19 protein-coding genes and 1 riboswitch are annotated in these 21184 nt (G+C 72.0%); of the genes, 10 read left to right on the top strand and 9 right to left on the bottom strand.

Annotation, left to right across the window (positions count from 1 at the left end; all coding sequences use genetic code 11):
- Nucleotides 1–495, top strand: a 495-nt coding sequence (locus J1M39_RS10630) for a hypothetical protein (RefSeq protein WP_241254118.1), incomplete at its 5' end; no start/stop codon positions are given.
- Nucleotides 496–745: 250 nt separating this feature from the next.
- On the opposite strand, the gene J1M39_RS10625 is transcribed toward J1M39_RS10630, so the two are convergent.
- Nucleotides 746–2005 (bottom strand): sensor histidine kinase, encoded by a 1260-nt coding sequence (locus J1M39_RS10625; RefSeq protein WP_036341142.1) that lies wholly within the window; start codon nt 2003–2005, stop codon nt 746–748.
- A 21-nt stretch (nt 2006–2026) separates the two neighbouring features.
- On the bottom strand, nt 2027–2200 hold the full coding sequence (locus J1M39_RS10620) for a hypothetical protein (RefSeq protein WP_002856694.1): 174 nt from the start codon (nt 2198–2200) through the stop codon (nt 2027–2029).
- 151 nt (nt 2201–2351) lie between these two features.
- Between J1M39_RS10620 and J1M39_RS10615 the strand changes: the two genes are divergently transcribed.
- Nucleotides 2352–3035 (top strand): response regulator, encoded by a 684-nt coding sequence (locus J1M39_RS10615; protein WP_206496765.1) that lies wholly within the window; start codon nt 2352–2354, stop codon nt 3033–3035.
- Nucleotides 3036–3046: 11 nt separating this feature from the next.
- Here J1M39_RS10615 and J1M39_RS10610 read toward each other — a convergent pair whose 3' ends face one another.
- The 4 genes from J1M39_RS10610 to J1M39_RS10595 all read right to left on the bottom strand — a co-directional run bounded on the left by J1M39_RS10610 (nt 3047) and on the right by J1M39_RS10595 (nt 9883).
- Nucleotides 3047–3880: a thermonuclease family protein gene (locus J1M39_RS10610; protein ID WP_020624816.1), complete on the bottom strand. Its 834-nt coding sequence runs from the start codon at nt 3878–3880 to the stop codon at nt 3047–3049.
- Between the two features lie 117 nt (nt 3881–3997).
- Nucleotides 3998–5164, bottom strand: coding sequence for a glycine cleavage system aminomethyltransferase GcvT (gcvT, locus tag J1M39_RS10605; protein ID WP_100056587.1), 1167 nt, complete (start codon nt 5162–5164; stop codon nt 3998–4000).
- 13 nt (nt 5165–5177) lie between these two features.
- Nucleotides 5178–8114 (bottom strand): aminomethyl-transferring glycine dehydrogenase, encoded by a 2937-nt coding sequence (gcvP, locus tag J1M39_RS10600; protein WP_206496764.1) that lies wholly within the window; start codon nt 8112–8114, stop codon nt 5178–5180.
- A gap of 162 nt (nt 8115–8276) precedes the next feature.
- A riboswitch (glycine riboswitch) is annotated at nt 8277–8393 on the bottom strand.
- Nucleotides 8394–8611: 218 nt separating this feature from the next.
- Entirely contained in the window at nt 8612–9883 is a 1272-nt protein-coding gene (locus J1M39_RS10595; protein WP_080694971.1) for an Nramp family divalent metal transporter, read from the bottom strand.
- 199 nt (nt 9884–10082) lie between these two features.
- Between J1M39_RS10595 and J1M39_RS10590 the strand changes: the two genes are divergently transcribed.
- Both J1M39_RS10590 and J1M39_RS10585 read left to right on the top strand, forming a co-directional pair.
- Nucleotides 10083–10454 carry an ectoine synthase gene (locus J1M39_RS10590; RefSeq protein ID WP_036338798.1) on the top strand — a complete coding sequence of 124 codons (372 nt, stop codon included), beginning with the start codon at nt 10083–10085 and terminating at the stop codon, nt 10452–10454.
- An 82-nt stretch (nt 10455–10536) separates the two neighbouring features.
- Nucleotides 10537–11277: a YoaK family protein gene (locus tag J1M39_RS10585; RefSeq protein WP_036383960.1), complete on the top strand. Its 741-nt coding sequence runs from the start codon at nt 10537–10539 to the stop codon at nt 11275–11277.
- Here the strand turns inward: J1M39_RS10585 and J1M39_RS10580 are convergent.
- Nucleotides 11252–12460, bottom strand: coding sequence for an acyl-CoA dehydrogenase family protein (locus tag J1M39_RS10580; protein ID WP_070708771.1), 1209 nt, complete (start codon nt 12458–12460; stop codon nt 11252–11254). The genes J1M39_RS10585 and J1M39_RS10580 overlap by 26 nt on opposite strands.
- Before the next feature lie 150 nt (nt 12461–12610).
- Here J1M39_RS10580 and J1M39_RS10575 point away from each other — a divergent pair, with 150 nt between their 5' ends.
- Together J1M39_RS10575 and J1M39_RS10570 are read left to right on the top strand one after the other, a co-directional pair.
- Nucleotides 12611–14392: an AMP-binding protein gene (locus J1M39_RS10575; protein WP_070708772.1), complete on the top strand. Its 1782-nt coding sequence runs from the start codon at nt 12611–12613 to the stop codon at nt 14390–14392.
- 79 nt (nt 14393–14471) lie between these two features.
- Nucleotides 14472–15029, top strand: a complete 558-nt coding sequence (locus J1M39_RS10570) for a MarR family winged helix-turn-helix transcriptional regulator (RefSeq protein ID WP_070708773.1) — start codon at nt 14472–14474, stop codon at nt 15027–15029.
- Nucleotides 15030–15058: 29 nt separating this feature from the next.
- Here J1M39_RS10570 and J1M39_RS10565 read toward each other — a convergent pair whose 3' ends face one another.
- Nucleotides 15059–15832, bottom strand: coding sequence for an SDR family NAD(P)-dependent oxidoreductase (locus tag J1M39_RS10565; RefSeq protein ID WP_070708774.1), 774 nt, complete (start codon nt 15830–15832; stop codon nt 15059–15061).
- Between the two features lie 180 nt (nt 15833–16012).
- On the opposite strand from J1M39_RS10565, the gene J1M39_RS10560 reads away from it, so the two are divergent.
- From J1M39_RS10560 to J1M39_RS10545, 4 genes are read left to right on the top strand one after another with little or no spacing between them, the layout of a single operon-like run.
- Complete coding sequence (locus J1M39_RS10560) at nt 16013–17539, top strand: CoA-acylating methylmalonate-semialdehyde dehydrogenase (RefSeq protein WP_101967244.1); 1527 nt, start codon at nt 16013–16015, stop codon at nt 17537–17539.
- Between the two features lie 34 nt (nt 17540–17573).
- On the top strand, nt 17574–18491 hold the full coding sequence (mmsB, locus tag J1M39_RS10555) for a 3-hydroxyisobutyrate dehydrogenase (RefSeq protein ID WP_041102792.1): 918 nt from the start codon (nt 17574–17576) through the stop codon (nt 18489–18491).
- The gene (locus J1M39_RS10550) at nt 18488–19285 is read left to right on the top strand and encodes an enoyl-CoA hydratase (protein WP_036316152.1); all 798 of its coding nucleotides are present in this window, start codon (nt 18488–18490) and stop codon (nt 19283–19285) included. The genes mmsB and J1M39_RS10550 overlap by 4 nt, the downstream gene beginning before the upstream one ends.
- Entirely contained in the window at nt 19282–20469 is a 1188-nt protein-coding gene (locus J1M39_RS10545) for an enoyl-CoA hydratase/isomerase family protein (RefSeq protein ID WP_144818580.1), read from the top strand. Before J1M39_RS10550 ends, J1M39_RS10545 begins: the two co-directional genes overlap by 4 nt.
- Nucleotides 20470–20556: 87 nt before the next feature.
- Here the strand turns inward: J1M39_RS10545 and J1M39_RS10540 are convergent.
- Nucleotides 20557–21184, bottom strand: a 628-nt coding sequence (locus tag J1M39_RS10540) for an acyl-CoA dehydrogenase family protein (RefSeq protein WP_274607837.1), incomplete at its 5' end; no start/stop codon positions are given.

Here is a 21184-nt window from a genome sequence, read left to right as displayed (position 1 = left end):
GTTCCCGCCATGACCACCCCCGCCCCGGTCGCGTCCGCCGCCCGTGCCCGTCGCCGCGCGGCCCGTTCCGGCCCCCGCCCGCAGCTGCGCATGGGACTGAACGGGTTCCTCGTGGCCTGGCTGCTGCCCAACCTCGTGATGGCCGCCGTGGTGGCGATCCTGGCCGTGGTCCCGGGCCTGCAGGCCTTCGGCAGCTTGACACCGCTGCTGACGGTGGTCGGGGTCGCCGGGCTGGTGGTGGGGCTGCCGCTGTGCCTGCTCGTGAACTGGGCGTTCCGGCACGTGCTCAACCAGTGGGTCCACGTGCTGGCGTACGCGCTGATCGGCATGCTCTACGGCCTGGTGGTGCTCACGCAGGGCGCGGCGGGCATCCTGCCGATGCTCATCCCGGTGATCGGCTTCCCGGCCGCCGTGCTCATGGCCCTGGGCCGGACGGCGGCCCGTCCCCTCGTCCGCACGGTCACCCCGGAGCCGTCGCCCGCCGAGCCGGCCTGAGCACGCCCGACAACGAGAAAGGACGATGGCCGGATGGCCATCGTCCTTCTCGGAACCGCGTCCGGGGCCCGCATCCCCTCAGGCATGTATCCCGGCTCGTGATTCGCACTGTGCACCGTCTCAATGGGGCATGACCCACTCTAGGAGGGACGACGGCGCCCCCGACAGTGGCGGAAGGTGCAGACTTTCGGGCCCTGATGTGATGCAGGTCACATGGGTCTGGTCCGCCGCTGCGACGGCGTCGGCCTCGTCAGACGGACCTGGGGAGCACCGCGCGCACCCGCCACCCCCAGCCCCCCGGCCCGGCCTCGATCGTGCCGCCGAAGGTGGCCACGCGATCCCGCATGGAGTTCAGGCCCACACCGGAGGAGTTCCACTGCGGCGGGCCGGACCGCTCGGTGACGGTGTTCTCCACCTCGAGCACCACGTCCGGCCCCGCGTCGCGGAGTTCGATGCACACGCGCGCGCCCTCGCCGGCGTGCTTGGCGACGTTCGTGGTGGCCTCCTGGAGCACCCGGTGCAGGGTGGAGCGCACGGAGATCGGCATCGCGTTCTGGTCGCAGCGGACGTCCGTCTCCACGGTCATGCCGAGACTGCGCAGCTCCTCGGCCAGTTGGGCCACGGACAGCACCGGATCCGCGGACGTCGCCCCGTCCGCGCCCCCCGCGGCGCCCGGCTCACCGCTCGGGTCCACGATCCCGTCCTCCTGGAGGATGGAGAGCATGCGCCGCAGGTCCCGCAGCGCGTCCTTCGCGGAGTCGCCCACCACATCCAGCACGCCCTGAGCCGCCTCCGGGGCGCCGAGGTAGCGTGCCGTCCGGGCCTGCATCGAGATGATCGTGAGGTTGTGCGCGACCACGTCGTGCAGGTCGCGGGCCAGGGAGCGACGCTCGGCCTCGGCGGCCAGCCGGGCCCGCTCCTCCGCCTCGAACACCCGGCGGCGGTCCCGCTCCCGCCGGGTCAGGCTCTCGCGGATGAAGAGCCCGCCGCCGAGGCCCATGGACATGAGCAGCAGGATGAACCACGTCGCGTTCGACTGACCCACCGCGAACGGCTGGGCGACGCCCCAGGTCAGTGCCAGGACGGCGGCCGTGACGACGAACCCCCAGGAACGGGCGGTCGCCGCGACGGCCCCGAGGACCACGGGCGCGACGACGGCGAAGAGCACCTCGGAACCGCCGACGACGGTCGCGACGGCCCCGGGCAGGAGCAGGGCGAAGCCCACCGTGCTGCGCCACCACTGGGCGAGGAAGGCGCTGGTCGCCGACGCGATGGCGATCCCGTCCAGGACCGGGATGGCGCCGTGGCCCGGGCCGAACAGACCGATGTCGGACGCGGTCGAGGCGAGCAGGAACGCCGACCCGAAGGCGAGATAGACGCGGCTCAGCGGCGCCGCGGCCCAGAACGCGCGCCACCGCAGGCTGCGCGCCTGACGCCACGCCGAAGAGCGGCGCGCCCGGGAGGGCGCGCCGCTCCGGACGGAGGGGGTCGATGGGCTCGAATCAGGCATCGGGGGCGGACCGCCCCGGGGTCAGTCGCACCAGATGCCGAAGTGGCGGCACGTCCACTCCGCAGTGCCTTTGCCGAGGCCCAGGGTCGTGACGACGTCGTCCTCGGCCGAGGCCGCCGAGGCGGCGGCGGCCGGAGCGCCGACGAGGGTGGAGGCGAGAAGGAGAGCGGAAGCGAGGAGAGCGCGAGTCTTCATGGCCCCAGTATGTATGACGCCCGTCACAAATGGTGCACGCCGCGCACAGGCCGCGCCGCGGCATGGCGCAGATGACGGCCGGCGGGCACCCCGGCCTCGCCCCGACGCCGACAAGGTGGCATGCGCCACAGCACCGGTTACGCTGACCTGCGTGTCCGAAGAGCTGCGCATCCTGATCGCCGACGACCAGCCGCTCATGAGCGGCGCGCTCCGCGTGCTCGTCGACTCTGCCCCCGGCATGACCTGCGTGGGTGTGGTCGCCAACGGCGTCGAAGCCGTGGAGGCGTGCGCCGCCATCGAGCCGGACGTGGTCCTGATGGACATGCAGATGCCCCTGATGGACGGGGTGGAGGCCACACGCCGGATCAAGGACACCCACCCCGCGATCCGGGTCCTGGCGATCACCACGTTCACGTCCGAGGACTACCTCGTGCCGGCCCTGCGCGCCGGAGCGGGCGGCTACCTCCTCAAGGACGCGGAGCCGCCGGCCATCCTGGGCGCCATTCAGGCCGTCCATCGCGGCGAGTCCGTGCTCTCCCCCGCCGTGGCGACCAAGCTGCTCGCCTCGATCGAGCGGGACCGGCCGACGGTGGGCCCCACCTCGGTGCAGCCCGGCAGCCCCGACGGCTCCGACCTCACCGAGCGGGAGCTGGGCGTGCTGCGGCTGCTGGCCAGGGGTCAGTCGAACCCGGAGATCGCCGCGAACCTCTTCGTCTCCGAGTCCACGGTCAAGGCCAACTTCACGCGGATCATGGCCAAGCTGGAGGTCCGCGACCGCGTCCAGCTGATCATCCGGGCGGCCCAGCTCGGGCTCGTCACCCTCGCCCTGGACTGAGCGCGGCGGGGTCAGCCACGGGCCGCGATCTCGTTGCGCCGCGTGTTGAGGTCCTTCAGGACCTGCATCCCGTGCTCCACCACCGGGTCCGCCTCGGCCAGGAGCGACTCCTTGGCCGGCCCGTAGGCGAGGTCGGCGAACGTGCCGTTCTCCGGGTCGAGGGCCCGGATCTCCTGCTGCACCAGGCGCACCTGGTCCAGGCCGGCCGCGTACTCCACCGCTCGCTCGTCGATCTTCGTCAGGGACGCCTCCGCGTCCTCCGGGATCTGCTCCAGGGCGAACTGGGCCTCGTAGAGCCGGTTCTGGTACGTGCAGGGCTCCTCGATGTCGTAGAGCCCCACGCCGCGACCCACGGCCTCCTGATTGGCCTGGGCGATCTCCTCCGCCAGGCGCTTGCCGACGGCGACCTCCGTGGGGGCGGCCATGCCGGCCTCCGCCATGGCCACGTTGACGGTGCCGCCGCCGATCGAGATGACCGCGCTCTCCATCCCCTCGGGCGCGCCCTCGTCCGAGGTGGTCATGCTCGCGGTCGCCCCCTGCGGGAGCCGATCACGCAGCCAGGAGTAGGACTCCTCCCCCATGCAGAGGTTGGGGCCGACCTTGAGGCCCTCCGGGTTGCGGCCCGCGCTCGTGACGCCGGCGAGGACCACGGTCCGCTCGGTGCCGCCTTGGTTCACCACCACGGTGTTGCCGTCCAGCACGGTGACGATGTCCACGCGGGCGGCGTCGGCGGCCACGCCGCGGAGGACGGTGACGATGCCCAGCAGGAGCAGGACGGCGGCGACGGCGAGGAAGACCAGCAGCCCCTTCAGGGGGACCCGGGCACGGGCGGCGACGTGAGTCATGCGGACTTCCTGCAGGTGGACGGCGGGACGGGGGGCCGCGACGACGGCCCGGAGCCCGAGTCTAGCGAAGGGCCCCGGGACCGCCGAGCGGCGGGCCGAGGGACGGCTGCGTCGGGCTCAGCGCTCCCGGCGGTAGAACGGCGTGGCCACCACGGTGAACGGCTCGCCGCGGCCGCGCAGGTCCACCTGCAGGGACGTGCCCTCGGCGGCCACGTCGCGGCGGACACGGGCCAGGGCGATGGGGTGTCCGAGGGTCGGGCTGGGGGCGCCCGAGGTCACCTCGCCCACCCGCTCGCCGGACTCGTCCAGCACGGCGTAACCGTGCCGGGCGGCACGCCGACCCGCGCCCTGCAGCCCCACGAGGACCTCCTCGACGTCGTCCCTGCCGACCAGCGCGGATCGTCCGACGAAGTCGGCCTCCTTGCTCGCGGGCACCGCGAAGCCGACGCCAGAGGCGTGCGGCTGGTGCCCGGTGTCCAGCTCGTTGCCGTAGAGCGGCATGCCCGCCTCGAGGCGCAGCGAGTCCCGCGAGGCGAGCCCGCACAGCGTCAGCTCCACGCCCGCCTCGTCCGCGGCCGAGAGCATCGTGTTCCACACGGCGGAGCCGCGGTCGCCGGCCTCGGCGGTGGAGGCGGCGGGCAGGAACAGCTCGAAGCCGTCCTCACCGGTGTAGCCGGTGCGGGCGACGACGGCGATGACGTCACCGGCGTCCGTGGGCACGGTCAGGGTCAGGTGGCCGTAGTACTTCAGCTCGGCCAGCTGCGCCGCGGCCTCCGGCATGGCCCGGGCGAGGATCCTCTCGGCCTGCGGGCCCTGCACGGCCACGAGGGCGGTGGTCGAGGACTCGTCCTCGACGACGGCGTCCCAGCCCGACGCCCGCTGGTTCAGGGCGGTGTGGACCGCGGCGATGTTGCCAGCGTTGGGCACCACCAGGTAGTCGGGCTCGGAGCCGGCCTCGCCGTCGTCCATCCGGTAGACGATCGTGTCGTCGAGGACGGTGCCGGCGTCCGTCAGGCACAGGGCGTACTTGGCGCGGCCGGGCTTCAACGTGGAGAGCACGCTCGAGAGGGCGTGGTCCAGCATGGCCCCGGCCTCCGGGCCGGTGACCCGGATCTCGCCCATGTGGGAGAGGTCGAACAGGCCTGCGGAGGTGCGGACGGCCTTGTGCTCGGCCAGCTCGGAGCCGTACTTCAGGGGCATGTTCCAGCCGCCGAAGTCCGTGAACGTGGCGCCCGCGGCCTCGTGGACCGGGTGCAGCGGGGAGTTGCGCGTCGAATCGCTCATGGGGGTGATCCTCTCAGTCCTCGTCGGCGGTGTCGGCCACGGCGCCCTCGAACGCCTCGGGCGGCGGGCACGAGCACACGAGGTTGCGATCGCCGTAGGCGCCGTCGATGCGGCCCACCGGCGGCAGGTACTTGTCCAGACGCAGGCTCGGCACCGGCGTGCCCGCCTGGGCGCGCGAGTAGGGGCGATCCCACTCGTCGGCCATCAGGACGTTGAGGGTGTGCGGGGCGCGACGCAGGACGGAGTCCGCCACGGTCTCCGGGGTGACGGCGGTGATCTCGGCGTGGATGGCCTCCATCGCCTCGATGAACCGCTCGATCTCCTCGAGGTCCTCGGACTCGGTGGGCTCCACCATGAGCGTGCCGGCCACGGGGAACGCCAGGGTGGGGGCGTGGAACCCGTAGTCGATGAGGCGCTTGCACACGTCCTCGGCGGTCACGCCCGTGCGGGCCGTGAGCTCGCGCAGGTCGAGGATGCACTCGTGCGCCACGAGGCCGTCGTTGCCCGTGTACAGCGTCGGGTAGAGGGGCGCGAGGCGGCGGGAGATGTAGTTGGCGCCCAGCAGCGCGTGCGCGGTGGCGGAGCGCAGGCCCTCGGCGCCCATCAGGTGGATGTAGGCCCAGGAGATGGGCAGCACGCCGGCCGAGCCGTGCGGGGCCGCGGTCATCAGGGCCTCGCGGGAGGGCAGGTACGGCACCAGGTGCTCGCCCACCGCCACGGGGCCCACGCCCGGGCCCCCGCCGCCGTGCGGGATGCAGAACGTCTTGTGCAGGTTCAGGTGGGAGACGTCTCCGCCGAACTCGCCCGGCTGGGCCAGGCCCACGAGCGCGTTGAGGTTGGCGCCGTCGATGTACACCTGGCCGCCCGCGGCGTGCACCGTGGCGCAGACCTCCTTGACGTCGGCGTCGTACACGCCGTGCGTGGAGGGGTAGGTGATCATGATGGCCGCGATGCGGCCCTCGTTGGCCGCGATCTTGGCGTCCAGGTCGGCGGCGTCGATCGTGCCGTCGTCGGCGGTGGCGACGACGACGACCTTCAGCCCCGCCAGCACGGCCGAGGCCGCGTTGGTGCCGTGGGCGGAGGCCGGGATCAGGCAGATGTCCCGCTCGCCCTCGCCGCGGGCCAGGTGGTACTGGCGGATGGCCCACAGGCCCGCGAACTCACCCTGCGAGCCGGCGTTCGGGGCCACCGAGACGCCCGCGTAGCCGGTGATCTCGGCGAGCTTGGACTCCAGGTCCGCGATCAGGAACCGCCAGCCCTCGGTCTGGTGGTCGGGCGCGAACGGGTGGATGGAGCAGAACTCGGGCCAGGAGATGGCCTCCATCTCCGCGGTGGCGTTGAGCTTCATGGTGCACGAGCCCAGCGGGATCATGGTGCGGTCCAGCGCCAGGTCGTAGCCGGAGAGGCGGCGCAGGTAGCGCAGCATCTTCGTCTCCGAGTGGTGGGTGTTGAACACCGGGTGCGTCATGAACGCGGAGGAGCGGCGCAGCGACTCCGGCACGGCCGGGGTGGCCACGGCGCCCTCGTGCGCGGAGGCCGGCAGAGAGCCCGCGTCCAGGCCGAACGCCGTCAGGACGGCCACGAGGTCGGCGTCGACGGTGGTCTCATCGGCCGCGATCCGCAGGGTGTCCGCGTCCACCAGGCGCAGGTTCACGCCGTTCTCCTCGGCGGCCTTCAGGACCTGCTCGGCCCGGCCGGGCACGCGGACGGTGATCGTGTCGAAGAAGTGCTCCTCGGCGACCTCGACGCCGCCGGCCCGCAGCGCCTCCGCCAGGCGGACGGCCTGGGCGTGGGCGTGGCGCGCGATGCGGGCGATGCCCTGGGGGCCGTGGTAGACGGCGTACATCGAGGCGACGATCGCCAGCAGCGCCTGGGCGGTGCAGATGTTGGACGTGGCCTTCTCGCGCCGGATGTGCTGTTCGCGCGTCTGGAGGGCGAGGCGGTAGGCGGGCTTGCCGGCGTCGTCGTAGGAGACGCCCACGAGGCGGCCCGGCATGCTGCGCTGCAGGCCCTCCTTCACGGCCATGTAGGCGGCGTGGGGGCCGCCGAAGAACAGGGGCACGCCGAAGCGCTGCGTGGAGCCGACGGCGATGTCCGCGCCCTGCTCCCCGGGCGGGGTGATCAGGGCGAGGGAGAGGATGTCCGCCGCGACGGTCACGAGGGCGCCGGCCTCCTTGGCCTGCGCGATGACGGCGGCGTGGTCGTGGATGCGGCCGGAGTCGCCGGGCTGCTGCAGCACGACGCCGCACAGGCCCTTCTCCTCGACCTCGGCGCGGACGTCCTCCGGGATGCCTGCGGAGAGGTCGGCCACGCGCACGTCGATGCCCACGGCCTCGGCACGCAGGCGCACCACGGAGAGGGTCTGCGGGAAGAGGTCCGCGTCGAGGAGGGTGACGCCGTCGGTCCTGCGACGGTTGGCACGGTGCATGAGGAGCACGGCCTCGGCGGCGGCGGAGGCCTCGTCCAGCAGAGAGGCGTTGGCGATGTCCAGGCCGGTGAGGTCCTGGACCATCGTCTGGTAGTTCAGGAGGGCCTCGAGGCGGCCCTGGGAGATCTCCGGCTGGTACGGCGTGTAGGCCGTGTACCAGGCCGGGTTCTCCAGCACCTTGCGGAGGATGACGCCCGGGGTGACGGTGTCCGAGAAGCCCTGCCCGATCATCTGGGTCTTCATGACGTTGCGGCCGGCGATCTCGCGCAGCTGCTCCAGGACCGCGGACTCGGTCAGCGGGGCGGGCAGCTCGAGGGGCTTCGGCTGGCGGATGCCGGCGGGGACGGCGGTGTCCACGAGGGCCTCGAGCGAGTCGTAGCCCAGGGTCTGCAGCATGTGCTCGACGTCCGCGGGCCGCGGGCCGATGTGGCGGGCCACGAAGGGGGCCGAGGCGGTGTCCTTGGGCTCGACGCGCTCGTGGGGCAGCGCGGTCGTGCTCTCGGTGGTCTGGGGGCTGGTCACGGGGTACCTCCGGGGGGATCCTGCCGTGGTCACGGCGTGGGTCTGCTCCTCCCCGCTCTGTCATGGACCTGAGAGTTTCCGACGCCCGGGTGGGCGGCTTGCACCGTCGGTGGTCTCGGTCCGGACGCGGGCGCGACGGAGTGAGACGCTTTCCAGAGCGCCTGACCCCACGCGGTACGGATGCCTGAGAGATTCCCGGGGAGGGTTTGCTCCTTCGGCGGCCTGCTCACGCGGCCGGCCGGGGCAGGACGCGCGCCGACGCTCTCCCGCGCGGGGCATGCGGCGTGCCGCCAGTATCCCACACGTGTAGGCCGCGTCACAGGGCGACCGGGAGGGGCCGGACGGGGCGTGTCGAGGTCTTTCGTTGATGAAACGGCGGCGTGTCGAAGCGCTTTCGTTCAGGAAACGGGTGACGGGAGGAATGACTCAGTCGCATGCCGTCGGCTCACGACAGTCGGTAAGGGACGTCATTCGGCGGCGCGCGTCATCGCCGGGCCTCAATCCCACAGCCCGGCAAGCCCGCCCAGCTGGTAAACCGCGAGCCCGATGACGACAAGACAGACAAGCCCTCCCAGGGCGTTGGCCAGTGGGCCGTTCCGATGCGAGCCCATCAGCCGACGACTGTTCATCACGACCATCAGGAATACGGCCACGATGGGCAGGAGAAGCCCGTTCGCCGCCTGTGCGATGACGATGACCTCCGTGGGATTCGTTCCCGTCAGGGCAATGAGGGCACCGATCGCAAGGACTGCGCCCCACACGATGCGAGCAGGGACGCTGCGCAGATCGGTGTCCTGGCCCAGTGTGCCGGCAATCGCGTACGCCGCGCCGAGCGGGCCAGCTACGGCGGACGTGAACCCGGCCGCGAACATGCCCGCCGCGAACACCCAGCCAGCCGCGTCCCCGAGGAGGGGTTCCAGGGCGGAGGCGAGGTCCCGACCGGTCTCGGCCTGCATGCCCTTGACGTACATCCCACCGAACGCCGTCGCCATCACGGCCAGAGTGATTACACCTCCGACGGAGATCGACACCGCCGTGTCCGTTCTCGCCGCTCGGAGAGATTCCCGCGAATCCAGACCCGGCCCCCATTTCTCCTGCACCAAACTCGCGTGCAGGAAGAGGTTGTAAGGGACCACGGTGGTCCCGATCAGTGCGACCGCCAGCAACGCCGTGCCGGGTGGCAGCCGGGGAATGAACATGCCCATCAAGAGGTCGCCGATCGGAGGCTGAACTAGGACTGCAGTGACGATGAACAGCAGCCCCAATAACCCGACCATGACGGTCAGCACCCGCTCGATCAGTTTGTAGCTGCCTGTCCAGAGCAGAATGCCGATCGTGAGGACGATCCCGATGACGACCACGGGCTGACTGAGTCCGGTCACACTAGTTAAGGCGAGGGCGGTGCCGACTGTGTCACCACCGGCGTAGGACGCCCCTCCGATGCCGATCGCCGCGACGACGAGGATCGCCATGACAAGTCGTGCCGGCACCGAGGAGAACACCTCGCGCAGAGCGTGTCCGAGACTCATGCGGGTCGCGAGGCCCAACCGTCCCGACATCTCCTGCAAGACGATGGTGGCCAAAATTGAGAAGACGACAGCCCAGGCCAGGACGAATCCCTGCTCGGCTCCGGTAACGATGGAGGTTGTGATGGTCCCCGGCCCGATGAAGGACGCGGCGATGATTAGCCCCGGACCGAAACGACTAGGCCTCTCGTCTTGGGGCAACACCTCATTGGAGAACCGGCCATCCCTCGCCTGCGTTGCCATCGCGTCTCCTCCATCTCCGGCCCGCATGGGTCAAGATGAAGCGTATGCCGGGTATGATGCACATCATAGTGGATCTGGACTATTTCATCCCATATGAGCCCCCACGTGTTGCCCCTTATGGTCTGAGACGGGCATCCCTACGATGGAGCCAGGGCTACGGCCCTTTGCCCGACCCGCAGAGCTCGCCGAAAGGAACGCCATGTACACCCGTAGCCGGAACGACGTCGAGAAGGTCGAGTGGGGCGGAGGCACCTCCGAACGCCTCATCACCGCGAAGGACGAGATGGGTTTCGCCGTCGCCCACACGATCGTGCGCGCCGGATCGTCCTCGAAGCTCCAGTACCGCAACCACAAGGAGGCCTGTTACTGCATCGCGGGCAACGGCTCCGTGGTGGAGCCGGACGGCACCGTCCACGAGATCACGCCGGGTGTCATCTACGTCCTGCCGGACCACGAGCCGCACGACCTGCGCGGCGGCACCGAGGACATGCACCTGATCTCGGTGTTCAACCCCGCCATCACCGGCGACGAGAAGCACACCCTGTCGGAGGACGGCTACTCCAGCTACTGAGCCCGGGCACGGTGAGGGAGGCGTCGACGACAGCGCCTCCCGCGTCGGCGCCGACGGCGGCGTCCGGTCGTAGGGTGGCGGGGTGCTCAACCTGTGCGCCCCCGAGCGCACCGTGCGCCGCAACACCCACCTGGCGCTGGTGCTGACCGCGATCGCGGGGATCCTCAACTCCGTGGGCTTCGTCGCCGTGGCCACGTACACGTCCCACATGACGGGGATCGTGGCGTCCATGGCGGACGCGGCGGTCCTCCACGCCCCGGGTCTGGTCGGCACGGGCCTGCTCGCGCTGGCCATGTTCATCCTGGGCGCGGTCGTCTGCGCGCTGGTGTTCAACTGGGGCCGGGTCAACGGCCTCCGCTCGCGCTACGCCAACATCCTCCTGCTCGAGGGCGTCGGCATGCTGGTGTTCGGCCTGCTCGCCGAGCACGTCCGCGATGCGCACCGGCCGCTGGTCGTGGTGGCCGTGCTGTGCTTCACCATGGGCCTGCAGAACGCCTTGATCACCCGCATCGGGGCGTGGCCGATCCGCACCACGCACGTGACGGGCATGGTCACGGACATCGGCGTCGAGCTCGGCAAGATCCTGTACCGCAACGCGCCCGCGGCCGCGGCCCCCGTCGTCGGGGAACCGCGGCGCGTGGGACTGCTGGCGCTGCTCGTGGCCCTGTTCTTCCTGGGCGGGGTGGCGGGCGCGGCCGGCTACCTCTGGCTGGGCTTCGAGGTGGTCATCCCGGTGGCCGGCGTGCTGCTGCTCATCGCCCACCGCCCGCTGATCCAGGACCTGCAGGACGCGTGGCTCACACGAAGGCCGAGACGCCCGTGAGGGCACGCCCCACGATCAGGGTGTTCATGCCGTAGGAGCCCTCGTAGGAGTAGATGGCCTCCACGTCCCCCATGATCTTGGCGATCTCGTGCTCCGTGAGCAGGCCGTTGCCGCCGAGGGCGTCGCGGGCGAGCGCCGCCGAGGACCGGGCCAGCCGGGTCGAGGTGGCCTTGGCCATCGCCGCGTGCATCATCTCCATCCGCCCCTCCTGCCGCAGGGCGTCCACCTGGAGCATCATCCCGGCGGAGGCGGCCAGGTTGCCGGCGACCTCGGCGATCTGGGCCTGGATCAGCTGGAACGCGGCCAGCGGGCGACCGAACTGCTGCCGCCGCAGCGCGTAGGAGCGCAGCACGTCCAGCACGCCCATTTGCGCGCCGACGCCCTGCCAGCCGACCCACATGCGCGAGTCGCGCAGCAGGGCGCGGGTGGCGGCGAAGGTGGTGGCGCCGGGCAGGATCGCGTCCGTGGGCAGGCGCACGTCCAGGGTGATGTCCGCGTTCTGCATGATCCGCAGGCCCATCTTCCCGCTGATCTTGGTGGCCTCGTAGCCGGGGGTGTCGGTGGGCACCACGAAGCCCTTGATCTCGCCGTCGGCGGTGTCGCGCGCCCAGACGAGCGCGACGTCGGCGATCGTGCCGGCCCCGATCCAGCGCTTGGCGCCGCGGATGACCCACTCGTCGCCGTCGCGGGTGGCGGTGGTGGCGAGGCCTCCGGCGATGTCCGAGCCGTGGTCCGGCTCGGTGAGGCAGAACGCGCCCAGGGCGTCGAAGGATTCGAGGCGCCCCTGCCACGTGGCCTTCTGACGCTCTGAGCCCAGGCCGGCGATCATGCCGAGGTTGAGCTCGTTGTGGATGCCCACGAGGGCGGACAGGGACAGGTCCACACGGGCGATCTCCGCGTGCACGAGCTGCTGGAACAGCGAGGACGAGCCGTCCAGGACGAGGCGTCCCAGACCCAGCTCGGCCAGGCCCGGCAGCAGGTCGAACGCGAACTCCTCGGCGTCCCAATACCGGGTCAGGTGCGGCCGCACGCGGGTCTGCAGGTGGTCCTCGATCGCGTCGAGCCGGGCACGCTCGGCCGGCTCGAGGCGGTCCCGCAGACGGAGCAGGTCCACGTGGGGCAGGCCGGGAGGGGCGGCGGGCGCGCCGGAGTCGGGGACGGGGCGGTCGGCGATGGCGGTCATGGCTCTCCTTCGGGGGCGGTCCGACGACGGCGGGCGGTTTCGCCGCGAATCCGACTGTAGGACTTCCAACTATCCAGGTCTGCCAGTAGTGTTCCAGATCACAGGCCCCCGGCCAAGGATCCGTTCAGCAGCCATCCCGAGGAGGGACCCATGACCGTCCAGGACCCCACCGCCGTCGCCGCCCCGTCACCGACGGAGGTGTTCCGCGCGGCCCGCGACCTGCTGGTCGAGTGCCAGACCGACTATGAGCGCGCCCGCGCCGAGTTCGAGTGGCCCCGCTTCGAGCACTTCAACTTCGGCTTCGACTGGTTCGACCGCCTGGCCCAGGACCCGGCCCGCGCGGACGTGCCGGCGCTGATCATCGCCGAGGACGACGGGCGCAGCACCGAACGCACCTTCGCCGAGCTCTCCGCGGCCTCCAGCCGGGTGGCGAACTGGCTCTCCGCGCAGGGCCTGCGCCGCGGCGACCGCCTCATCCTGATGCTGAACAACCAGGTGGAGCTGTGGGAGTTCATGCTCGCCTGCATCAAGCTGCGGGTGGTCATGGTGCCCACCACCACGCAGATGACCTCCGGGGACCTCGAGGACCGCGTGACGCGCGCCGGCGCCGCGTGGGCCGTGGCCGGCGCCGAGGACCTGGCCAAGTTCGCCGGCGTCGGCGAGGGCCTGCACCTGGTGCACGTGCCGGGCGTCTTCGCGGAGGGCCCGGCGCGCCGCGCCCCCGAGGTCGCCGGCCACACCGTGCTCTCCTACGACGACGCCGCCGACGCCGCCACCGAGCTGACCCCGGCCGAGCCGACCCCCGCCGACGAGACGCTGCTCTTCTACTTCACCTCGGGCACCACCTCGAAGCCGAAGCTCGTGGAGCACACCCACACCTCGTACCCGGTCGGCCACCTCACGACGCTCTACTGGATCGGTCTGGAGCCGGGCGACGTGCACCTCAACGTGGCCTCCCCGGGCTGGGCCAAGCACGCGTGGTCCAACTTCTTCGCCCCGTGGATCGCGGAGGCCACGATCTTCGTGCACAACGCCCGCAAGTTCGACCCCGCGGCCCTGATGGCCAACATGGAGCGCTACGGCGTCACGAGCTTCTGCGCCCCGCCCACCGTGTGGCGCATGCTCATCAAGGCGGACCTGGCGCAGCTGACGACCCCGCCGACCAAGACCATCTCCGCGGGCGAGCCGCTCAACGCCGAGGTGATCGACCAGGTGCACAAGGCGTGGGGCACCACGATCCGCGACGGCTTCGGGATGACCGAGACCACCCTGCAGATCGCCAACACCCCGGGCCAGAAGGTCGTCATCGGCTCCATGGGCCGCCCGCTGCCCGGCATGGACGTCACCCTGCTCGACCCGCTCACGGGCCAGGAGGCCGAGGAGGGCGAGATCTGCCTGCGCCTGGACCCGCGTCCGGTGGGCCTGCTGAAGTCCTACTACGGCAACCAGGAGAAGACGGACGAGGTGTTCCGCGACGGCGTGTTCCACACCGGTGACATCGCCCGCCGCGACGAGAACGGCGTGCTGACCTATGTGGGCCGCGCGGACGACGTCTTCAAGTCCTCGGACTACAAGGTGTCCCCGTTCGAGCTGGAGTCGGTGCTGGTCAAGCACCCGGCCGTGATGGAGGGCGCGATCGTCCCCACCCCGGACGAGCTGCGCCTGGCCGTGCCGAAGGCCTTCGTCACCCTCGCCCCGGGCCACGAGCCCACCGCGGAGACCGCCCGGGCGATCCTGCAGTTCACGCTCACCCAGCTGCCCCCGTACAAGCGCATCCGCCGCATCGAGTTCCTCGAGCTGCCGAAGACCATCTCGGGCAAGATCCGCCGCGTGGAGCTGCGCAAGGCCGAGGTCGAGCGCGCCCAGACGGGCGCCGCTCCGGACGGCTACGGCACCGAGTTCCGCGAAGAGGACCTGGACCTGCAGCGCTGACCGGGCCGTTCCTCGCCGCCGCCCCGTCCTCGTCCGGCGGTGGCGGGGGACCCCCGGTGCGCCGCTAGTCTGGAGCGCCATGAAGAAGCCACCCCTCGCCCAGGACCCCATCCGGGAGGCCGCCCGGAACTGGGAGCGTCACGGATGGGGTGACGTCGCCCGCCCGATGGCCGCCATCACCTCCATCATGCGGGCCCAGCAGATCCTGCTGGGTCGTACGCAGGCCGCGCTCAAGCCCTACGGCCTCACCTTCGCGCGGTACGAGCTGCTGGCGCTGCTGAACTTCTCGCGCGAGAAGCGGATGCGGATGTCCAAGGCGTCCGCGCTCCTGCAGGTCCACCCCACTTCGGTGACCAATGCGGTGGACCGGCTCGAGGCCGCCGGGCTGGTGGAGCGCACCCCCCACGAGTCGGACCGCCGCGCGCTCGTGCTCGCCCTCACGGACGAGGGCCGGCGCGTCGCCGTCGCCGCCACGGAGACGCTCAACGCAGAGGTCTTCGGCCGCTCCGGCTTCGACCCGGCGGACGTGGACACCCTCATCGACGTCCTCGGCCGGTTCCGCGCCGAGGCCGGCGACTTCCAGGCCGACGGCCCCGACGCCGGCGCGCCCGCGACGGCGGAGCACACCTCCTCCTGACGCGCCCTCCGGCCTCCGGACCGTCCGGCTCAGCGGGGCTCGAGGCGCACGGCGCCGTCGAGCCGGATGACCTCGCCGTTCAGGAACGGGTTGGACACGATCTGCTCGACGAGCAGCGCGTAGTCCTCGGGTCGGCCGAGCCGGGCCGGATGCGGGGTCTTGGTGGACAGCGCCTCGCGGGCGGCCTCGGGCAGGCCGGCCATCATGGGCGTCTCCATCAGACCGGGGGCGATCGTGACCACGCGGATCTGCGAGGAGGCGAGCTCGCGGGCCGCGGGCAGGGTCAGCGCAACCACGGCGCCCTTGGAGGCGGAGTACGCGATCTGGCCGATCTGCCCGTCGTAGGCCGCCACGGAGGCGGTGTTCACGATGACGCCGCGGTCCTCGCCGAGCGGCTCCTGCGCCTTCATCGCGGCGGCGGCCTGGGCCATCATCGACACGGTGCCGACCGCGTTGATCGCCAGGACCCGGCTCAGCACCTCGGCGGACAGCGGCCCGTCGCGACCCACGAGCTTGCCCGGCGTCGCCACCCCGGCGCAGTTGACCAGCACCCGCAGCGGCCCGGCCTCCAGCGCGGCGGCCACGGCCTCCCGGGCGGTGTCCTCGGCGGTGACGTCGCCCGTCACGAAGCGCGCACGGGGACCGAGGGCGGCCACAGCGTCCGCGCGGACGGTCTCGCCCTCGCGGTCCGGCAGGTCCACCACCACGACGGCGGCGCCCGCGTCCGCCAGACGGCGGGCGGTGGCATGGCCGAGGCCCGAGGCCCCGCCGGTGACGATCGCGCTCTGGTTCGACAGGTCCATGGGCGGACCCTCCCTTCCTCCTCGGGATACCCCCCGAGTTCGATAGTTGCATGTCCTACGTTCTCATTTTAGATTAGCGGATGAGTAACCCAGATCACACGCACGGCCGGGCCCGCCCCGCCCGCCGTGGGCGGCGCCCACCGACGTCCGCCCTTCCGCCTGGACCCGCGAGGAGCCCCCATGTCCGAGAAGACCGCGCCCACCGAGACCGCCCCCGTGATCCCCCACTTCGTGCACGGCGAGCGGCGCGAAGGCGCCTCCGGCCGGCACGGCGACGTCTACCACCCGGCCACGGGCGGCGTGGCGGGGCGCGTGCCGCTGGCCTCCGCCGAGGAGATCGACGCCGCCCTGGCCTCCGCCGAGGAGGGCTTCGCCGCGTGGTCGAGGCTGAACCCGCAGCGCCGCGGCCGCATCCTGCTGCGCTGGGTCGACCTGATCAACGAGAACATGAACGAGCTGGCCACCGTGCTCGCCCAGGAGCACGGCAAGACCTTCCCGGACGCCCAGGGCGACATCCAGCGCGGCATCGAGGTCGTGGAGTTCGCCGCGGGCGCCCCGCACCTGCTCAAGGGTGAGTTCACCGCCGACGCGGGCACCGGCATCGACGTGCACTCCATCCGCCAGCCGCTCGGCGTGGCCGTGGGCATCACGCCCTTCAACTTCCCGGCGATGATCCCGCTGTGGAAGGCCGGCATCGCCCTGGCGGCGGGCAACGCCTTCGTCCTCAAGCCCTCCGAGCGCGACCCCTCCGTCCCGGTGCGCCTGGCCGAGCTGGCCCTCGAGGCCGGCATGCCCGCCGGCGCCCTCAACGTGGTGCACGGCGACAAGGCCGCCGTGGACGCGCTCATCGAGGACCCGCGCGTCAAGGCCGTCGGCTTCGTCGGCTCCACCCCGATCGCGCAGTCCATCTACGCCCACGCCGGCCGCATGGGCAAGCGCGCGCAGTGCTTCGGCGGGGCCAAGAACCACGCCGTGGTCATGCCGGACGCGGACCTCGAGATGACCGCCGACGCCCTGGTCGGCGCCGCCTTCGGCTCCGCCGGCGAGCGCTGCATGGCGATCTCCGTGGCCGTCCCGGTCGGCGAGGAGACCGCCGACCGCCTGATCGCACTGCTCCGCGAGCGCGTGAAGGACCTCAGGGTCGGCCCGTCGCTCGAGGCGTCCTCGGACTTCGGCCCCGTCGTCTCGAAGGACGCGAAGGAGCGCATCGAGGGCTACATCGCGGCCGGCGTCGAGGCGGGCGCCGACCTGGTCGAGGACGGCCGGGGCGTCGTCGTCGAGGGCCACGAGGACGGCTTCTACGTGGGCGCCACCCTGTTCGACCGCGTCACCCCGGAGATGAGCATCTACCGCGAGGAGATCTTCGGCCCGGTGCTCTCCGTGGTCCGCGCGAAGGACTACGAGGAGGCGCTCACGCTCGTGAACGAGCACGAGTTCGGCAACGGCGTGGCCATCTTCACCCGCGACGGCGACGCCGCCCGCGACTTCTCCACCCGCGTGGACACCGGCATGGTCGGCGTGAACGTGCCGATCCCCGTGCCGATCGCCTACTACACCTTCGGCGGCTGGAAGGCCTCCGGCTTCGGCGACCTGAACCAGCACGGCACGGACGGGCTGAAGTTCTACACCAAGACGAAGACCGTCACCACGCGCTGGCCCTCCGGCGTGCGCGAGGGCGCCAGCTTCGTGATGCCGGCCGGCTCCTGACCGCCCCGCAGCCCGTCCTGACCAGGAGGACCCCATGACCACCGTTCTGTTCCTCGGCCTCGGCCACATGGGCGGCCCCATGGCCGCCAACCTCGCCGCCGCGGGTCACCGCGTGCTCGGCTTCGACCTCGTCCCCGAGGCCCTCGAGAAGGCCCGCGCGGCCGGCGTCGAGACCGTCACGGACACGGCCGCGGCGGCCGCGGAGGCCGACGTCGTGCTGACCATGCTCCCCCACGGACGCCTGGTGCTGGACGTCTACCGGGGTGAGGACGGCGACGGCGGCCTGCTCGCCGCCGCCCGGCCCGGCACCGTGTTCCTGGACTGCTCGACCATCGACGTCGCCGAGGCCCGCGAGGCGGCCGCGGCGGCGGAGGCGGCGGGCATGCGGGCGGCCGACGCGCCGGTCTCGGGCGGCCAGGTGGGCGCCGAGGCCGGCACCCTCGCCTTCATGGTGGGCGCCTCGGACGAGGTGTACGCCGAGGTGCTGCCGCTGCTCGAGGTCATGGGCGCGCGGATCGTGCACTGCGGGGCCGCCGGCCTGGGCCAGGCCGCGAAGATCTGCAACAACATGGTGCTGGGGGTCACGCAGATCGCCGTCGCCGAGGCCTTCGTCCTGGGCGAGCGCCTGGGCCTGCAGCACCAGGCCCTGTATGACGTGATGAGCAAGGCCTCCGGGCAGTGCTGGTCCCTGACCACCAACTGCCCGGTGCCCGGCCCCGTCCCCGGCTCCCCCGCGAACCGGGACTTCCAGCCCGGCTTCGCCGGCGCCCTGATGGCCAAGGACCTCGGGCTCGCGCTCGCGGCCCTGGACGAGCAGGGCGTGGCGGCCGACCTGGGCCGCCTCGCGCAGGCCAAATACGCCGAGTACGCCGCCGGAGAAGGCGCCGCCCGCGACTTTTCCGGCATCATCGAGGACATCCGAGCATCACACACGGACAGGAGCGAGGCATGAGCGAGCAGACCACCCCGGACGGCGCCGAGTCGCCGATCATCGTCGAGCGGCAGGGCCGGGTCGGCCACATCCGCCTGAACCGGCCGAAGGCCCTGAACGCGCTGAACGAGGCGACGATGCGTGCCGTCGTCGCGGCGGTGCAGGAGCTGGACACCGACCCGGAGATCGGGGCGATCCTGCTCTCCGGCTCCCCCAAGGCGTTCGCCGCCGGCGCGGACATCAAGGAGATGGCCACCAAGGAGTTCTCCGAGATGTACGCGGCCGACTGGTTCGCCGGCTGGGACGGGCTCACCCGTGCCCGCACCCCCATCGTGGCGTGCGTGACCGGCTACGCCCTCGGCGGCGGCTGCGAGCTGGCCATGATGGCCGATGTGCTCGTGGCCGGCGAGGGCGCGAAGTTCGGCCAGCCCGAGATCAACCTCGGCGTCATCCCCGGCATGGGAGGCTCCCAGCGCCTGACCCGCGCCGTGGGCAAGGCGAAGGCCATGGACATGATCCTCACCGGCCGCATGATCGGGGCCGAGGAGGCCGAGCGCATCGGGCTCGTCTCCCGCGTGGTGGCCGACGAGAAGGCCCTCGAGGAGGCGCTGGAGGTGGCCGCGACCATCGCGTCCAAGTCCAAGCCGGCCTCCTGGATGGCCAAGGAGGCCGTCAACGCCGCGTTCGAGACCACGCTTGCCCAGGGCATCGCCTTCGAGCGCCGCGTGTTCCACTCCGCGTTCGCCACGGCGGACCAGAAGGAGGGCATGGACGCGTTCACGGCCAAGCGCGAGGCGGGGTGGCAGCACCGATGAGCGACGCGCAGACCACGGCGACGACGGCCCCCGCGGCTGGGCAGGACGGCGCGGCGGACGAGGTGCTCCTCGAGGTCCGCGACGGCCTCGGCCGCATCACGCTGAACCGTCCGCGCGCCCTGAACGCGCTGACGCAGGACATGGTCCGGGCGATCGACGCGGCCCTGACCGACTGGGCCGCGGACCCCGCCGTGCGCGGCGTGCTCATCCGCGGCGCCGGGGAGAAGGGACTGTGCGCCGGCGGTGACGTCGTCTCCCTGCGCTCCTCGCTCCTGGCCGGGCGGTTCGCGGAGGCCGAGCAGTTCTTCCGCGACGAGTACGCGATGAACGAGCGCATCGCCACCTACCCCAAGCCGTACGTGGCCTTCATGGACGGCATCGTCCTGGGCGGCGGCATGGGCGTGTCCGCGCACGGCTCGCATCGCGTGGCCACCGAGCGGACCCGCGCCGGCATGCCCGAGACGGCGATCGGGTTCACCCCCGACGTCGGCGGCTCCTTCCACCTCGCCCGCGCACCCTTCCAGGCGGGCCGGCACCTGGCCGCGACCTCGGCGCACGCCTCCGGTTCCGACGCGGTGGCCCTGGGTCTGGCGGACGTCTTCGTGGAGTCCGCCCGGCTGGACGAGCTCGAGCAGGCCCTCGCCGCGGCGTTCGGCGCCCTCGGCTCGGCCGCGGACGCGGGCGGGCGCGACGAGGCCGCCTTCGCCGCCGCCGACGAGGTGCTGGCCCGGTTCGCGGTGGCCGAGGACGCACGGCCCGCGTCCGCGCTGGTGGCCGGCCGGGAGTGGATCGAGGACGCCTACGGCCGGGAGTCGGCCGCCGAGGTCCTCGCCGCCCTGGACGAGCGCGCCGCCGCGGGCGGGGAGCATGCCGAGGCCGCGGGGCAGGCCGCCGAGGCCATCCGCACCAAGTCCCCGACCGCCGTCGCCGTGGCCCACGAGGCCCAGCGCCGGCTGGCCGCACGCGGGGCGGACCTGACCGTGGCCGACGCGCTGCGTCAGGAGTTCACGATCGGCACCCACCTGATGCGCGAGCCGGACATGGCCGAGGGCATCCGTGCGCTGCTCGTGGACAAGGACAAGGATCCGGCGTGGAGTCCGGCCCGGCTCGAGGACGTCTCGGCCGAGGACGTGGCTGGGCACTTCGAGCCCGTGACCGGGGTGGACCCGCTGCAGCTCGGCTGAGCCCGCCCCGACGGACGGCGCCCCGTGGTCACGTGTGGTGACCGCGGGGCGCCGTGCTGTGGGGGCGACCGTGCGGGCCCCCCGGCGTCAGCCGATCAGGCCGCGACCCACGATCATGCGCATGATCTCGTTGGAGCCCTCGAGGATCCGGTGGACGCGCAGGTCCCGGACGAGCTTCTCCACGCCGTACTCGTGCAGGTAGCCGTAGCCGCCGTGCAGCTGCAGGGCGGTGTCGGCGGCCTCGTAGCCGGACTCGGTGGCCACGAGCTTGGCCATGGCGCACAGGCGCACGGTGTCCGGGTCGTTGCGGTCCAGGGCGTCCGCGGCGCGCATGAGCATCGTGTGGGCGGTCTCCAGCTTCACGGACATGTCCGCCAGCTCGAAGACGAGGGCCTGCTTGGTGGTGAGCGGCTCGCCGAACGCGCTGCGCTCCTTGAGGTAGCGGGTGGCCTTGTCCAGGGCGGCCAGGCCGCCGCCGATCGAGCAGGCGCCGATGTTCAGGCGGCCGCCGTTGAGGCCCTTCATGGCGATGCGGAAGCCGTCGCCCTCCTCGCCGAGGCGGTCGGCCACGGGCACGCGGACGTCCTCGAAGATCACCTGGCGCGTGGGCTGGGTGTGCCAGCCCATCTTCTTCTCGTTGGGGCCGAAGGACAGGCCGGGGGTGTCCTTGTGGACCACGACGGCGGAGATCCCCCGGGCGCCCGTGTCCGCGGTG

It is taken from the genome of Micrococcus sp. KRD077 (assembly GCF_017168505.1).
Lineage (GTDB): Bacteria > Actinomycetota > Actinomycetes > Actinomycetales > Micrococcaceae > Micrococcus > Micrococcus luteus.
The sequence above is the reverse complement of the archived record's forward strand: the minus strand, read 5'-3'. Positions and strand labels throughout refer to the sequence as shown.

What these genes read in the sequence shown, in the direction of transcription:
- J1M39_RS10575 (WP_070708772.1), top strand. Translation starts at nt 12,611, where the DNA reads ATGACCGTCCAGGACCCCACCGCCGTCGCCGCCCCGTCACCGACGGAG.
- J1M39_RS10565 (WP_070708774.1), bottom strand. Translation starts at nt 15,832, where the DNA reads ATGGACCTGTCGAACCAGAGCGCGATCGTCACCGGCGGGGCCTCGGGC.
- J1M39_RS10610 (WP_020624816.1), bottom strand. Translation starts at nt 3,880, where the DNA reads ATGACTCACGTCGCCGCCCGTGCCCGGGTCCCCCTGAAGGGGCTGCTG.
- gcvT (WP_100056587.1), bottom strand. Translation starts at nt 5,164, where the DNA reads ATGAGCGATTCGACGCGCAACTCCCCGCTGCACCCGGTCCACGAGGCC.
- J1M39_RS10625 (WP_036341142.1), bottom strand. Translation starts at nt 2,005, where the DNA reads ATGCCTGATTCGAGCCCATCGACCCCCTCCGTCCGGAGCGGCGCGCCC.
- mmsB (WP_041102792.1), top strand. Translation starts at nt 17,574, where the DNA reads ATGACCACCGTTCTGTTCCTCGGCCTCGGCCACATGGGCGGCCCCATG.
- J1M39_RS10560 (WP_101967244.1), top strand. Translation starts at nt 16,013, where the DNA reads ATGTCCGAGAAGACCGCGCCCACCGAGACCGCCCCCGTGATCCCCCAC.
- J1M39_RS10550 (WP_036316152.1), top strand. Translation starts at nt 18,488, where the DNA reads ATGAGCGAGCAGACCACCCCGGACGGCGCCGAGTCGCCGATCATCGTC.
- J1M39_RS10590 (WP_036338798.1), top strand. Translation starts at nt 10,083, where the DNA reads ATGTACACCCGTAGCCGGAACGACGTCGAGAAGGTCGAGTGGGGCGGA.
- J1M39_RS10570 (WP_070708773.1), top strand. Translation starts at nt 14,472, where the DNA reads ATGAAGAAGCCACCCCTCGCCCAGGACCCCATCCGGGAGGCCGCCCGG.
- J1M39_RS10595 (WP_080694971.1), bottom strand. Translation starts at nt 9,883, where the DNA reads ATGGCAACGCAGGCGAGGGATGGCCGGTTCTCCAATGAGGTGTTGCCC.
- J1M39_RS10545 (WP_144818580.1), top strand. Translation starts at nt 19,282, where the DNA reads ATGAGCGACGCGCAGACCACGGCGACGACGGCCCCCGCGGCTGGGCAG.
- J1M39_RS10580 (WP_070708771.1), bottom strand. Translation starts at nt 12,460, where the DNA reads ATGACCGCCATCGCCGACCGCCCCGTCCCCGACTCCGGCGCGCCCGCC.
- J1M39_RS10620 (WP_002856694.1), bottom strand. Translation starts at nt 2,200, where the DNA reads ATGAAGACTCGCGCTCTCCTCGCTTCCGCTCTCCTTCTCGCCTCCACC.